The sequence below is a fragment of the Bacillus sp. UNC41MFS5 genome (assembly GCF_000686805.1).
Genome location: NZ_KK366018.1, coordinates 93,658 through 107,266 on the forward strand (window position 1 = coordinate 93,658; position 13,609 = coordinate 107,266).

The window sequence follows — 13,609 nt, forward strand, 5'->3', positions numbered from 1 at the left end:
GGTAATTGAAATGAATGTTCAACTATTACAGTGGGGATTGTTCTCATTTATGATGGGGATGGTATTATCCTTGCCGCTTGCAGCCGTGTTTTATCAAAAAAGTTCACCAATGACAAAGGTCTTCACGAATGCTAGAAAACTAAAATCATCCCATATTGATTTTTTCATGCAAGGCTTCGCAATGGGTTTTGCTTTTCTATTGGAAATGTCGTCGAAAACAGAGTTTTCCTTGTACATTGTCATCCCATTAATCTATGGTTCGATCATGAACCCAACGATTTTGTTGTTAGAAGCTACACCTTTCATTCATTCAAGTTTCCGATTTGTTCATCTTTTCCTCAGAGCCACGAGCCCGATAGCTCTCCTATTTGCTTGGCTAGCAATTGCTGTTTTGTTCTTGCCATTATATTTAAATATGTTGCTATTGTTCGTGGCTGTAGCTGGGTGTCTCATAATATTAATCTATCTAACTAAAAGTAGTAAAAACCTTAACAAATAAAGTTAAGGTTTTTTTGCGCTTACTTGGAGATTGGTTATCGCCAGTAAACATGTGTTATCCGCCAGTAAACTCGGGCCAAGCGCCACTAACTCTATGTTATCCGCCAGTAACCAGTAGCCATCCGCCACTAAACCCAATTTCCAATACACAACCACACCTGCAAAATCCATGCGGTGGTACCCCAAAAGTCTGCGGTGGTTCTCTCAAAGTCTGCGGTTTTGATGGAATAGAAACTACGTACAATGAAATCATCCAAAACAAAAGAAAAACCCCATACGAAGTAGGAACTAAACAAAAAAACATTCGGGAGGAAAGAAAAATGAAAAAGAAGAGTAAAAAGAAATTTGTCATATGGACCATGGTTGGGCTGATCGCAGTGGCTCTCCTTACAGGCTTTTTATTTATGCCAAAGGGTTCGAGTGATCTTGAAGAAGAAACAGCAATAACAGGTGATATTACCACTTATTACAGCTTTTCAGGAACCGTCGAAGCAAAAAACAGGAAGACGATGATCAGTGATACTGCCATGCAAATTAAAGAAATTGAAGTTAAAGTCGGGGAGCAAGTAGAAAAAGGTGATGTCTTGATGACCACTAAGCAGGGAGACAAAATAAAGGCTGTCTTTGACGGAGAGATTTCAAAAATCCATGTCGAGAAAAACGCAGAAGTCATGTCTGGAGCACAGCTACTTGATATCGTCGACTATTCTAAGTTACAAACAAATGTAAAGGTCGATGAATATGACCTCAAATACCTCAAAGTGGATCAAAAAGTTAATGTTGCGATCAATGCGCTTGACAAAGAAATAAAAGGAACCGTGTCTGCCATTTCCAAAGAAGCCACCAACGAGAATGGGGTTTCTTACTTTACCGCAACGATTAATCTACCGAAAGACAAAACGATCAAAGTGGGCATGAGTACCGAAGCAAAAATATTGAAACAATCTGCTAAGGGAGTTATAACCCTTTCGATGAAGGCCATTCAATTTGATAGTAAAAATAAACCTTATGTATTGATCCCAACCGAAAAAGGGATGGCTACAAAGCAATCTATTCAAACCGGCATTAATGATGGTACGACGGTGGAGATTAAGGGCGGAGTGGACGCTGGCGATGTTGTCCTTATTCCGAATCAAGAGAAAAACAATTCCGATGCAGCCATGATGCATGGAGGTAATGAATAATGAATGAGCAGATCCTCAAAATGGAGCATATCACTAAAACCTACTTTATGGGCGATGAAAATCAAGTGGTCTTAAATAACATCAATCTCACAGTTAATAGAGGTGATTTCGTTGCCATTTTAGGGCCCTCAGGTTCAGGGAAATCGACTCTGATGAACATGATTGGCTGTCTCGATTCACCCACCAGCGGTGACTATATTTTATCGAATCAAAAGGTAGATGAACTGGATGAATCTGCGCTGGCCGTGATTCGTAATCAGGAGGTTGGGTTTGTGTTTCAGCAGTTCCAACTCCTTCCGAGACTTAGTGCGATTCAAAATGTTGAGCTTCCTTTGATCTACTCGAAAGTATCTGAAAAAGCCCGTAAACAAAGAGCGCGCGATATGCTAACAAGGGTGGGTCTTGGTGAAAAATTGCATCATCGCCCCAATCAGCTTTCAGGGGGCCAGCAGCAGCGGGTTGCCATTGCGAGAGCAATGGTGACCGAACCGACTATTTTACTCGCTGACGAACCCACTGGAGCGCTCGATCAAAAAACCGGTCAGCAAATTATGGAGCTTTTTCATGAACTTCACGAAGAAGGTAAAACCATTATTATGATTACGCATGATATTGAAATTGCCAAAAATGCAAGCAGAATTGTACACATTCTGGATGGTAATCTGAAGGAGGAGCATGTTCATGTTTAAGGAGAATCTTAAGATGTCTTGGATGAATCTTATTCATAATAAAATGCGTTCCTTCCTGACAATGCTAGGGATTGTGATTGGTGTGGCATCAATCATTGCGCTAATTACCATCGTAAAAGGCGCCATGAATGGGATGACCAGTGAGTTTTCATCCTTTGGTGCAGATAAAATCTCAGTTCAGGCCATCGGGACACCGCTCAAACAAGGTTTACTAGATACGGATATTCAAAAACTGGCAGAAATTGAAGATGTTGCCGGTGTTTCCCCAACCCTTACAGGAACGACAAATGTGGTCTATAACGGCAGTGAAAAAACAGATGTTTTGGTTCAAGGAAAAAATGATGTGTATTTTTCCAAGACAAAAGACCTTGTTGAATCCGGAAGGGGATTAAATATATTAGATATTAATAGTGAAAACAAAGTTTGTCTAATAGGTTCCGAAATTGCTAACGAATTATTTTGGGGAGAAGATCCGATTGGGAAAAAACTGATGATTGCCGGGGTTACTTATAGGGTTGTCGGAACTTTACAGAAATCGAGCAACTTTTCAGAAGCGTCTACTAACGATGCAGTTATTATCCCTTATACCACCTCCATGAGTCTGCTTGGAACAGGCTACATTACAAGTGTTGATGTGTATATGAAGGATTCTAATGACTCTGAAAAAATAACCAGTGATATCGAATCAGTATTAACTAAAGCATTTAACTATAAGGCTGACAGTTTTACCGTGATGAATATGGAGGATATGATTTCTTCAATTAAACAAGTAACAACGATGTTATCTCTGATGCTTGGTGGGATTGCGTCGATTTCACTTGTTGTTGGCGGCATCGGGATTATGAACATGATGTTAGTTTCTGTTACGGAACGGACAACAGAAATTGGGCTAAGAAAGGCACTCGGAGCCGAACCGAAACGAATCCAGCAGCAGTTTTTACTAGAGGCGGTCTTTATGTCACTTTTTGGAGGCACGATTGGCTTCCTGCTTGGTGTGTTCATCGCGTTCGTCGTTTGCCTGATCATTGGAGCAAGTTTCTCCCTTTCAGCATCGACCGTCATCTTGGCCCTAGGATTCTCGGCGGCGATCGGAATTATTTTTGGTCTTGCTCCTGCAAGAAAGGCATCAAGGCTGAACCCGATCGATGCGTTGAGGAGTGTTTAATAAAGTAGCTTGTCAGAAAAATATATAAGAGAGGTAATTAATTATGAAAAAGGTAGAATTAAATGTGATTGGGATGTCATGTGAGCATTGCGCAAAGGTCATAGAAGGCAGTGTCGCAAGTCTAGCTGGTGTGGAAAAAGTACTAGTCGATTTGAAAAATGGGAATGTAGCAATTGAATTTCAGTCCAATCTGGTTACCGTGGAGCAAATTAAAGAAACAATCGATGAACAGGGATATGATATTGCTTAACTATGCAAAAACGTGCCATGTTATTGGTACGTTTTTTTCATCACCTTGCAAAATAATTGCGGAAACACGAAAACATCTTGCGGTTTAAAAAAGATGATAAATTGTAAAATGTAGATATAGAGAGTAGATACTTTTAGTTTTTGAATACAGTACAGGGGTATTGTACTTGACAATAGAAAGGAGTGAAAGGTAATGAAAAATAACGAAAAGGTCGAATTCGATTTGGTAGGAATGACTTGTGCTGCCTGTGCGGCCAGAATCGAGCGAGGGCTTGAAAAATTGGATGGTGTCAAAACAGTACATGTTAATTTAGCGCTGGAAACAGCTGTAGTCGAATATAGCTCTTCTCAACTTACCATAGAGGATATCGAAATGAAGGTTGAGAGCATCGGATATCAAGCCATTCTGAAACAAAGGCACGAGATAGAGGAACTACGCGAAAAAGATTTGGAAAAACTCAAGGGACAGGTGATTTTTTCGATCATACTCGCGACCCCGCTGATATGGGCGATGGCTTCTGATTTTGAATTTACTTCTTTTATCAACCTTCCAGATTTCCTTATGAATACCTGGGTCCAATTGGCACTTGCCACACCGGTGCAGTTTATCATCGGCTGGCAATTTTACCGAGGCGCTTATAAAGCCCTGCGCAATCGTAGTGCTAACATGGACGTATTAGTGGCACTAGGCACATCCACCGCTTATTTTTACAGTCTGTATCTTTCCATTAAGTCAATTGGACCGGAAACAAATATGTTTGACCGGTACTTTGAAACGAGTACCATCTTGATTGCATTTATTGTGCTCGGGAAGCTTTTTGAAATAAAAGCAAAGGGTAAATCTTCTGATGCGATTAAAAAATTAATGGGATTACAGGCAAAAACGGCAAACATCATTCGAAATGGAATGGAACAGGTAATTGCCTTGGAAGAGGTAATGATCGGGGATATTGTTTTAGTCCGGCCAGGTGAAAAAGTGCCCGTTGACGGTGTAATAATTGAAGGGCAATCGGCATTGGATGAAGCGATGCTGACGGGGGAAAGTATTCCGGTTGATAAAACGGTCGGCGATCATGTCATTGGTGCAACCATCAACAAGAATGGCTTTTTAAAGATAAGAGCAGTGAAAGTGGGCAAGGAAACGGCTCTTGCTCAAATTATTAAAATCGTAAAAGATGCACAGGGATCAAAAGCACCCATCCAACGTCATTCTGATAAAATATCAGCTATCTTTGTACCTATAGTTGTTGCGATTGCTTTTCTCACTTTTGCCCTTTGGTATTTCTGGATTAGTCCAGGGCAACTTGCGGATTCTCTTGAAAAAATGATTGCTGTACTGGTGATCGCCTGTCCTTGTGGTCTTGGTCTTGCTACCCCTACCTCGATTATGGCAGGAACTGGTCGTGCAGCTGAATTTGGGATTCTTTTTAAAGGTGGAGAACATCTAGAAACCACTCAAAAAATCAACACTGTGTTGCTGGATAAAACAGGAACGGTAACGAATGGGGAACCAAAGGTAACAGACATTCTTATTGAACCAGGAATAAACGAGGCAGAATTTCTTTTCTTAGCAGGCTCCGCAGAATTTCAATCTGAACATCCATTAGCCGAGGCGATTGTTTGTGCCATCAAAGAAAAGGGAATGGAGCTTGGAGAGGTAAGCCATTTTGAAGCGATCCCAGGGTTTGGGATAAGAGCAATGGTGAATAAAAAAGAAGTATTGGTCGGAACGAGAAAATTAATGAGTATGAACCAAGTGGATTTAAATGGAAAAACCAACCAGATGACAGCGTTCGAAAAGACCGGCAAAACAGCGATGCTCGTTTCGATTGATGGGGTATATGCAGGTATGATTGCTGTCGCCGATACCATCAAAGACACCTCAAAAGAAGCGATTCAGCGACTCAAGGATTTAGGACTTGAAGTCATTATGATCACTGGTGATAACCAAAGGACGGCGGACGCCATTGCTAGAGAGGCTGGAATCGACAAGGTCATTGCTGAGGTATTGCCGGAAGGAAAGGCAGCTGAAGTGAAAAAGCTGCAGCAACAAGGAAAAAAGGTCGCTATGGTTGGAGACGGAATTAACGATGCGCCGGCCCTAGCAACCGCGGACATCGGCATGGCGATTGGAACAGGAACAGATATTGCGGTAGAGGCAGCAGATATTGCGCTCATCCGCGGAGATTTACACACCATTGCTGATGCGATCTTTATGAGCAAAAAGACGATGGAGAATATTAAACAAAATTTATTTTGGGCATTCGCTTACAATGCCGTAGGCGTTCCCTTTGCCGCCGCGGGGTTTCTAGAACCTTGGATAGCAGGAACAGCGATGGCATTTAGCTCGGTATCGGTAGTGTTAAATGCGCTGCGTTTACAGCGAGTGAAACTAAATGAGGCAAAAAAATTCATTAATAAAGGAGTGACAGGTATGAGGAAATGGGCAATAGCAGGGATTCTTTATGTTACGGTCGTCATTTTTGGATTCCAGGCATATGATCAATGGGTTGTGGAAGATCAAGGCTCGGCTGCTCAGGCAGAAAGCAAAGGCGATAAAATGGAGATGGGTGAAAACAAAAGTAATCAAAAAATGAGTGGAGGTCATCAGCAGGAAGAGAAGGCAAGCACTCATGGGCATGAAATGGCTTCAGGAAATCATGAAGGCAGCGAGGTTAATGTCTTTGTCCAAAATGATAAAAATAACCTCAAGATCTTCTTAAAAGACAAGGCTGGTAACCCGATTGACGAGTTAGAAGTGAATCATGAGAAAGAATTACATCTAATCATCGTTGATGAACAACTGCAGAAATATTATCATGTGCACCCGAAACGAACAGGGAAAGGCGAATTTACGATAAAGAACACCCTCCCAGATGGTTTTTATAAAGCGTTTATCGATATTAAACCGACATATTTTGCATATAAAGTAGAGCCGGTTCCATTTATCGTTGGAAATCCCAACGAAACAAATGATGGTCATAAGCTAATTCCAGACACGAAGTTCAGCAAAGTGGTGGATGGAGAAACGGTTTCCTTAAAGGTAAGTTCCTTTAAGGCAGGCGAACCAGTAACGATATCTTTTGATTTAGATCAAACCAATTTGACTCCTTATCTAGGAGCAATGGGGCACGTAGTTATCCTAGATGAATATGGGAAAGAGTTCCTCCATGTTCATCCGTCCAATGATCATGAGCCAATTTTTGAAACATCTTTCGAAAAGCCTGGCATCTATAAAATTTGGGCAGAGTTTAAACAAAATGGTAAGGTAAGAGCTTTTCCGTTTGTGATTGAGATAAAAGAATAAGACTGTCACAACATAAACGGTTATATAAAGGGGAGATTCGAATGACATATGACGTAGTTGTGATTGGTGGGGGCCAGGCTGGTTTATCTATGGGGTATTACCTCAAGCCATCCTCGTTATCTTTTATCATATTAGATGATCATGCTGCAGCAGGCGATGTTTGGCGGATGAGGTATGATTCGCTGGTCTTATTTACACCACGAGCCTACAGTTCCTTACCTGGTTTGGCATTACCTGGTGAACCATCCGGATTCCCGACCAAGGATGAAATCGCTGATTATCTAGAACTTTACGCTCGTACTTTTGAATTGCCGATTCAGCATCATTGTCATGTTCAAAAAGTACAAAAGGAAAACCAACTATTTACAGTGACAACCGAAGATTCCCTTATAAAAGCAAGGAATATAGTGGTGGCAACCGGTCCATTCCACACTCCTAAACTACCATCATTTGCAAAAGAACAATCAACCCATGTCGTACAACTTCATTCTTCCCAATATAAAAACCGTAGTCAACTTAAAAGTGGTGCTGTCTTAGTTGTCGGCGGCGGTAATTCTGGCGCACAAATAGCAGTGGAATTATCTGAACATCATGAAACATTCTTATCAGTTGGGCAACGGCTCCGTTTTCTTCCCCTAACCGTTGCCGGGAGAAGTATCTTTTGGTACTTTGACAAACTCGGAATTTTAAAAGCAAATCGCCACTCGTTCATTGGGAAGAACATTCAAAATCAGGGAGATCCAATCTTCGGTTATAATCTAAAAGAGAATCTAAAGAATAATAGTGTCATGCTTAAAGGCAGAACCAAATCAATCGATCATGATGAGATTCGTTTTGAGGATCAGTCGGTTATAAAAGTGGAGAATGTTATTTGGGCAACAGGCTTTAACCCGAATTACTCATGGATAGATATGCCGACTCTTTTAGATCATCGAGGACTCATTAAGCACAATAGAGGGGTAACTGAAATCGAAGGAGTGTATTTTCTTGGTTTACCATGGCAGCACACAAGGGGATCCGCTCTCCTATTAGGAGTGGGAGATGACGCCAAATTTTTGTCTCAACACATTTCCAAGAGCTAGGCTATTATGTATTCGGACTCCTTTTCGTGAAAAATCAAAACAAACATAAAAAGCGAAGCGTTTCAGCACAAGGAGGAAACGCTTCGCTACGTATTGATGGATATAAAAAGAATCAACTAAGAAAGAGCCTATCGTTCTAGCAGCTTTTAACTTACAACAAAATCAGGTTCATTTAATCCTGAGACTAAAGCATCCCGCGCTTCTACTAAACCAAGTTTAATGAAAAAAAGCTGTCCATTGAGGCGTTCATCGTCAACGCTTAATAATAGTGCTTGGTCCATGTAGTTAATGGAATCTTCCGTCTTGTCCAATGCCAAGGATATCCGATTGTCCGAAAGATTGATAAGGTGTTGGTTATCTTGAATTTGGGCAACTACAGGGGCGACTTGAATGACGGGATCACCCGGAAAATACGTATCAAAAGGTAACCCTTTCATGGCAAGATACACCTCTGTTAGATGGTCAATGACATCTTGATAGTATTGGATTTTAATAGGGTTAGGTGGTAAGGGAAAATCGGACATTTCGAGAAAAAGGATTAAGGCATTGTCAGCATAACGGATGGCTTGTACCGTATATGCCAATGCTGTTCTTACATTTGTAATTAGGTGTGTGGACATTTTTTTCACTCCAAACTGATGAATTGTTCTAGTGTATGTAAGTAAAACTAGCCTGTAAAGGACATAGCGGTAAATTTATTAAAATGTGTGATGTGGGCCGCCTATACCTCTATTAGGAGAGGCGATGTTTTATAATAATATCAGCGGCATTTATGCAGTTAACGAACGGAGGCCTGTTATGCTGGAATTTAGGATTGAGAAAATAACCAACCTTCCTACGATTGAGTTATCTCCATTATTGATGGAAAGCAACGAAGAAGGTTTTCGGTTTATCGGTCGATTGGTTAATGATTATCAAAATGGTAAAAACACGTTTAATAAAAGAGGCGAGGGCCTATACGGTGTTTTCAACGAGAATAATGCTTTAATAGCAATTGGCGGAATAAATATTGATCCATATTCTAATGACCCCGAAATAGGACGCCTCAGAAGATTTTATGTTTTAAAGGAGTATCGAAGAAAAGGAGTTGGCAGATTCTTAATAAACAAGATCCTATTTGACGTAAGAAGAACCTTTAAAGAAGTAGTTCTCCATACAGATACTGTGACTGGGGATCTTTTTTATAATTCGCTTGGATTTCTAAAAAGCATCGGGAATCCCAACTATTCACATTATATCAGGCTTTATAAATGATCAATCATTTAATGAAAAAATATTAATATAATTAGTATAGTTGGAGGATTGATAGTATGATCATGATAAGAAATGTAAAAATGGGAGATTTGACTCAGCTGGTGATTATAGAAAATCTATGTTTTTCAAAAGAAGAAGCAGCAACGAAAAATGCGTTCGAAAAGAGAATTGAACTGATTCCAGATAGTTTTTTTGTTGCCGAAGTGGATGGAAAAATCGCAGGATTAGTCAATGGTCCCGTGATTGATAATGAATTCATCACAGATGATTTATTTAGTATAACCAAGAGAAATCCAGCAAAGGGTGGTCATCAAAGTATTTTAGGACTAGCGGTGTCTCCTCATTTTCAAAGACACGGTATAGCGGCTGCCTTACTAGCCCATCTTGAAAAAGAAGCAAGAACAAACAACCGCGAAACGATTACACTTACTTGTAAACAGGATTTAATCCGTTTCTATGAAAAGTTAGGTTACCGTAATTTCGGTGTGTCCGCTTCCACACATGGGGGAGTTACATGGTACAACATGTGTAAAATGATAGGTTAATTTTCATTAAATCAAAAATAAAGCACAAAAAAAAGATTCGAAGTTCACACGCTCTCGAATCTTTTTTTATCCTCTAGTTGAGAATAACCAATTTTGAGCAATCATTGGATATTCTCAACTTTTATTGATTTTGAGATCAAGGTTAGGGATGTTTTGGTTCATTTATCTTAATTCGTTACATACATTTAAATGAGGATGTTAGAACATCGCCAAATTGAGGTACAAGCACTACAAGCACAATATGGACATGTCTTATGTCAATGATAAAAATGGAGCGAGGAAAGGGAGAAAAAATGGAGTTTCTACATGAAATAATCAGTAGCTATAGTACATTTTTTTCACTAGAAGCCCTCAAGAATGTTTTTATGAACCCAACGAGTTGGGGTGTAATAGGGACTCTTGTTATTCTAGAAGGGTTATTATCAGCTGATAACGCCCTCGTTCTAGCTGTATTAGTGAAGAAATTACCTAAGAATCAACGAAAAAAAGCATTGTTCTACGGTATTTTTGGGGCATATCTTTTTCGTATAATTGCGATTGGAATAGGTGTTACTTTAATTAATATTAATTGGATAAAAATTGTCGGGGGGCATTACTTACTTTGGATTGTTATTCAAAATTTTGTCAAGGACAATGACAGTGAGGGTGAAGTTCAAAATAATAAAATGGGGTTTTGGCGAACGGTTTTAACTGTGGAACTTATGGACATTGCTTTTAGTCTGGATAGTGTGATTGCGGCATTTGGTGTCTCTAATCAGGAATGGGTTTTATTTATTGGCGGGGTAATTGGGATCTTAATGATGCGTGGGGTAGCTCAACTATTCTTAGTGTTAATTGAAAAAGTTCCTGAAGTGGAAATCACGGCCTTTATTTTAATAGCTATTATTGCTATTAAAATGATTATCTCTGCATTTGGGTACCAATTAGATGAATTTGTCTTCTTTTCTATCTTAATTGCTGTGTTCTCGGGAACATTCCTTGTTCATTTTGTAAGGAAAAATTCTGGGAATGAAAAAACATTGTAATCGGTACCATATCAGAAACCATCCATTCATTTGGATGGTTTCTTGTTTTGCAAGCAGAATCTACATGTATATTATTTTGGTGAAATTTCTAACTGCGAATATTTCGGAAATGAAAATAATTGACTAGTATGTTATTATAGACCATATATTACAAACGGATAAATTTTCTAAATATATTTAAGCTTTGGGAGATGGAGTAGCATGCTAAACTGGAAACGAAATTTGTGGGTACTTTGGATCGGAGTCTTTTTTACAGCAGCAAGCTTTTCCATGGTCATTCCCTTTTTGCCAATTTTCCTGTTGCAAATTGGCGTACATGAACATACGGAATTGTGGTCAGGATTGTTATTTAGTGCAGCCTTCTTTTCAGGGGCAATCGCCTCACCGTTTTGGGGCAGGATGGCTGATAAATATGGGCGGAAACCGATGATTATTCGGGCCGGCTTTGTCCTCTTTGCCATCTATACGTTAATGGCCTTTGTCACCAATCCTTATCAGATATTAGTTCTACGAATCTTGCAAGGATTATTAAGTGGATTCATTCCTGGTGCCATCGCTTTGATTGGTACCAATACACCAGGTAACAAAGTGGGTTATGCACTTTCCCTTATTTCGTCAGCTTCCGCCTCAGGAAGTATTCTTGGTCCCTTGCTAGGTGGTGGGATTTCTCATTTGGTGGGAAATCGCTGGGCTTTTGCCAGTGCAGGGATGATCGTTTTCCTTGCTACACTTCTAATCATTTTTTGGGTAGTGGAGGAAAATTTTACTCCTAGTAAAGTTCGTGGGTCTGTTAAAAATGATTTTAAACTGGCCTTAACGAATCGTCCATTTTTCCTCGTTCTCATTCTCACGGTTGTTACAAGCTGTTCCATTATGACAATCGAACCTGTACTCCCTTTATATATCGTAAAATTGGGAGGGTCTTCCGAAAATGCCTCATTATTAGCGGGAGTGGTGTTCTCACTTCCAGGTATTGCAAGTGCGCTATTTGCTCCTTTTTGGGGGAAATGGGCAGACAAAGTGGGCTTTCAACGAGTTTTATTTATTGGTTTACTAGGCGGTGGAATCGGAACAATCACTCAAATACTATTCAGTCAAATTTGGGGATTTTCATTGATGCGCTTTGTGTTTGGAATATTTTTCTGTGCGGTCTTCCCAGCGCTCAATGGTCTTGTTGTAAAATCAACACCTGAGGATTTCCGTGGCCGGGCATTTAGTTTGAACCAAACCGCCAACCAAATTGGCGGGATGATTGGCCCGATTATTGGTGGTTTCCTCGGTGGGATTTTCCCTGTTCAAAGTGTCTTTATCGTAACAGGCATTTTATTATTAATCGCCTGCGGAATGGCCTATTGGAATGAGAAAAATTTAAACAGCCGTGCGCTTAAACGAAAAGCTTTAACCTAAATAGACTTCATGTGAAAAACCTCTTATCATATTTTTCGGATAAGAGGTTTTTTGTGGTAAATTAGAAGAATAGTAGGAGGGGTTTGATTGTCTAGTCAACTTATAAAAAATAATGATCATTTACGTGCGGATTGTTTGAATTGTTTTGGGTTGTGCTGTGTGGCTTTGCCTTATGCGAAATCTGCTGACTTTGCCGTGGATAAAGAAGCAGGTACCCCATGTCCAAATTTGCAATCCGATTTCCGTTGTGGGATACATAAGAATCTTAGAAACGAAGGATATAGAGGCTGCGTTGGATATGAGTGTTTTGGCGCAGGTCAAAAAGTTTCGCAAATTACCTATAAGGGCCAAGATTGGCGAGATGATCCATCTTTAGCTAAAGAAATGTTTGAAGTATTTCCGATTATGCAGCAACTTCATGAGATGCTTTGTTACTTGAATGAAGCACTAAGTTTAGAAGAGGCGCAGCCTATTTCAAAAGAATTGATGTCTGTATTAGAAGAAACGGAGCAGCTTACAACTCTAAGTCCTCCATCCATCATTGCGTTAAATGTTCCTGCCCATAGAGCAATGGTAAATGAGTTACTTCTCCGCACAAGTGAACTTGTACGTGCTAAGATTTCGTCAAAGAAAAACATAAAAAAGAGAGTCTTCATTGGAGCAAAGTTAAAAGGAGCAGACCTTAGAGGAACTAATTTAAGAGGTGCGTTGCTTATTGCAGCGGATTTAAGGAAATCAGATTTGCGAAAGGCAGATTTGATTGGCGCCGACTTAAGAGATGCTGATTTAAGCGGGGCTAATCTAACAGATAGTTTATTTCTGACGCAAGCTCAAGTCAATTCAGCAAAGGGAGATCGTACAACTAAATTACCATCTGACTTAAAAAGACCTGCTCATTGGATAGCAGATTAAGATTATGATAATCTGAGGAGGATTGTCGACCGAAGTTTTGAAAAATGAGAAGGGACGGTCGTCAATAGAGGTTCTTGACGACCGAATTTATTGAAAAGTTGAAGAGACGGTCGTCAATAGAGGTTCTTGACGACCGAAACTTTCGAAAAATTGAAGAGACGGTCGTCAATAGAGGTTCTTGCCTACCGAATCTATCGAAAAATTGAAGAGACGGTCGATAATAAAGGGTATAGACGACCGAAACTTTCGAAAATAAGAAGAGACGGTCGTCAATAGACTGTTCTTACCCCCT

Annotated in this window: 14 protein-coding genes and 1 pseudogene; 13 read left to right on the plus strand and 2 right to left on the minus strand. The window is 40.0% G+C overall.

From position 1 onward, the window contains the following. Positions 1–10 precede the first annotated feature (10 nt). On the plus strand, positions 11–499 hold the full coding sequence (locus BR30_RS0124005) for a hypothetical protein (protein WP_026567222.1): 489 nt from the start codon (positions 11–13) through the stop codon (positions 497–499). A 2-nt stretch (positions 500–501) separates the two neighbouring features. Here the strand turns inward: BR30_RS0124005 and BR30_RS37480 are convergent, their stop codons facing one another. Beyond that, positions 502–669, minus strand: a complete 168-nt coding sequence (locus BR30_RS37480) for a hypothetical protein (protein ID WP_197032402.1) — start codon at positions 667–669, stop codon at positions 502–504. Positions 670–818: 149 nt separating this feature from the next. Between BR30_RS37480 and BR30_RS34440 the strand changes: the two genes are divergently transcribed. The 6 genes and pseudogenes from BR30_RS34440 to BR30_RS0124040 all read left to right on the plus strand — a co-directional run bounded on the left by BR30_RS34440 (position 819) and on the right by BR30_RS0124040 (position 8,174). After that, complete coding sequence (locus BR30_RS34440; protein WP_051633763.1) at positions 819–1,682, plus strand: efflux RND transporter periplasmic adaptor subunit; 864 nt, start codon at positions 819–821, stop codon at positions 1,680–1,682. 11 nt (positions 1,683–1,693) lie between these two features. Beyond that, the gene (locus BR30_RS0124020) at positions 1,694–2,371 is read left to right on the plus strand and encodes an ABC transporter ATP-binding protein (RefSeq protein ID WP_197032413.1); all 678 of its coding nucleotides are present in this window, start codon (positions 1,694–1,696) and stop codon (positions 2,369–2,371) included. After that, positions 2,364–3,536, plus strand: a complete 1,173-nt coding sequence (locus BR30_RS0124025) for an ABC transporter permease (RefSeq protein WP_026567224.1) — start codon at positions 2,364–2,366, stop codon at positions 3,534–3,536. The genes BR30_RS0124020 and BR30_RS0124025 overlap by 8 nt, the downstream gene beginning before the upstream one ends. A 43-nt stretch (positions 3,537–3,579) precedes the next feature. Continuing rightward, positions 3,580–3,786: a copper chaperone CopZ gene (gene copZ / locus BR30_RS0124030; RefSeq protein ID WP_026567225.1), complete on the plus strand. Its 207-nt coding sequence runs from the start codon at positions 3,580–3,582 to the stop codon at positions 3,784–3,786. A gap of 201 nt (positions 3,787–3,987) precedes the next feature. Then, positions 3,988–6,180: pseudogene (locus tag BR30_RS34445) on the plus strand (heavy metal translocating P-type ATPase); the annotation flags it as partial. A gap of 953 nt (positions 6,181–7,133) precedes the next feature. After that, a complete protein-coding gene (locus BR30_RS0124040) occupies positions 7,134–8,174 on the plus strand; it encodes a flavin-containing monooxygenase (protein WP_442852992.1) in 1,041 nt (346 codons plus the stop codon). A 146-nt stretch (positions 8,175–8,320) separates the two neighbouring features. On the opposite strand, the gene BR30_RS0124045 is transcribed toward BR30_RS0124040, so the two are convergent. Further along, positions 8,321–8,794, minus strand: a complete 474-nt coding sequence (locus BR30_RS0124045; RefSeq protein ID WP_026567228.1) for a hypothetical protein — start codon at positions 8,792–8,794, stop codon at positions 8,321–8,323. A 178-nt stretch (positions 8,795–8,972) separates the two neighbouring features. Here BR30_RS0124045 and BR30_RS0124050 point away from each other — a divergent pair, with 178 nt between their 5' ends. The 6 genes from BR30_RS0124050 to BR30_RS38165 all read left to right on the plus strand — a co-directional run bounded on the left by BR30_RS0124050 (position 8,973) and on the right by BR30_RS38165 (position 13,593). Next, entirely contained in the window at positions 8,973–9,428 is a 456-nt protein-coding gene (locus BR30_RS0124050) for a GNAT family N-acetyltransferase (protein ID WP_026567229.1), read from the plus strand. Between the two features lie 56 nt (positions 9,429–9,484). Continuing rightward, complete coding sequence (locus tag BR30_RS0124055; protein ID WP_026567230.1) at positions 9,485–9,973, plus strand: GNAT family N-acetyltransferase; 489 nt, start codon at positions 9,485–9,487, stop codon at positions 9,971–9,973. Positions 9,974–10,266: 293 nt separating this feature from the next. Beyond that, a complete protein-coding gene (locus tag BR30_RS0124060) occupies positions 10,267–10,998 on the plus strand; it encodes a DUF475 domain-containing protein (protein ID WP_026567231.1) in 732 nt (243 codons plus the stop codon). A gap of 201 nt (positions 10,999–11,199) precedes the next feature. After that, entirely contained in the window at positions 11,200–12,405 is a 1,206-nt protein-coding gene (locus tag BR30_RS0124065) for an MFS transporter (protein ID WP_026567232.1), read from the plus strand. A gap of 87 nt (positions 12,406–12,492) precedes the next feature. Further along, on the plus strand, positions 12,493–13,317 hold the full coding sequence (locus BR30_RS0124070) for a pentapeptide repeat-containing protein (RefSeq protein ID WP_026567233.1): 825 nt from the start codon (positions 12,493–12,495) through the stop codon (positions 13,315–13,317). 126 nt (positions 13,318–13,443) lie between these two features. Then, the gene (locus tag BR30_RS38165) at positions 13,444–13,593 is read left to right on the plus strand and encodes a hypothetical protein (protein ID WP_231507798.1); all 150 of its coding nucleotides are present in this window, start codon (positions 13,444–13,446) and stop codon (positions 13,591–13,593) included. Positions 13,594–13,609 lie beyond the last annotated feature (16 nt).

Bases quoted from the DNA above. Each gene is read 5' to 3' on its own strand.
- BR30_RS0124005 (WP_026567222.1), top strand. From the start codon at position 11: ATGAATGTTCAACTATTACAGTGGGGATTGTTCTCATTTATGATGGGG.
- BR30_RS0124025 (WP_026567224.1), top strand. From the start codon at position 2,364: ATGTTTAAGGAGAATCTTAAGATGTCTTGGATGAATCTTATTCATAAT.
- BR30_RS37480 (WP_197032402.1), bottom strand. From the start codon at position 669: ATGGATTTTGCAGGTGTGGTTGTGTATTGGAAATTGGGTTTAGTGGCG.
- BR30_RS0124055 (WP_026567230.1), top strand. From the start codon at position 9,485: ATGATCATGATAAGAAATGTAAAAATGGGAGATTTGACTCAGCTGGTG.
- BR30_RS0124045 (WP_026567228.1), bottom strand. From the start codon at position 8,794: ATGTCCACACACCTAATTACAAATGTAAGAACAGCATTGGCATATACG.
- copZ (WP_026567225.1), top strand. From the start codon at position 3,580: ATGAAAAAGGTAGAATTAAATGTGATTGGGATGTCATGTGAGCATTGC.
- BR30_RS0124060 (WP_026567231.1), top strand. From the start codon at position 10,267: ATGGAGTTTCTACATGAAATAATCAGTAGCTATAGTACATTTTTTTCA.
- BR30_RS34440 (WP_051633763.1), top strand. From the start codon at position 819: ATGAAAAAGAAGAGTAAAAAGAAATTTGTCATATGGACCATGGTTGGG.
- BR30_RS0124040 (WP_442852992.1), top strand. From the start codon at position 7,134: ATGACATATGACGTAGTTGTGATTGGTGGGGGCCAGGCTGGTTTATCT.
- BR30_RS0124050 (WP_026567229.1), top strand. From the start codon at position 8,973: ATGCTGGAATTTAGGATTGAGAAAATAACCAACCTTCCTACGATTGAG.
- BR30_RS0124065 (WP_026567232.1), top strand. From the start codon at position 11,200: ATGCTAAACTGGAAACGAAATTTGTGGGTACTTTGGATCGGAGTCTTT.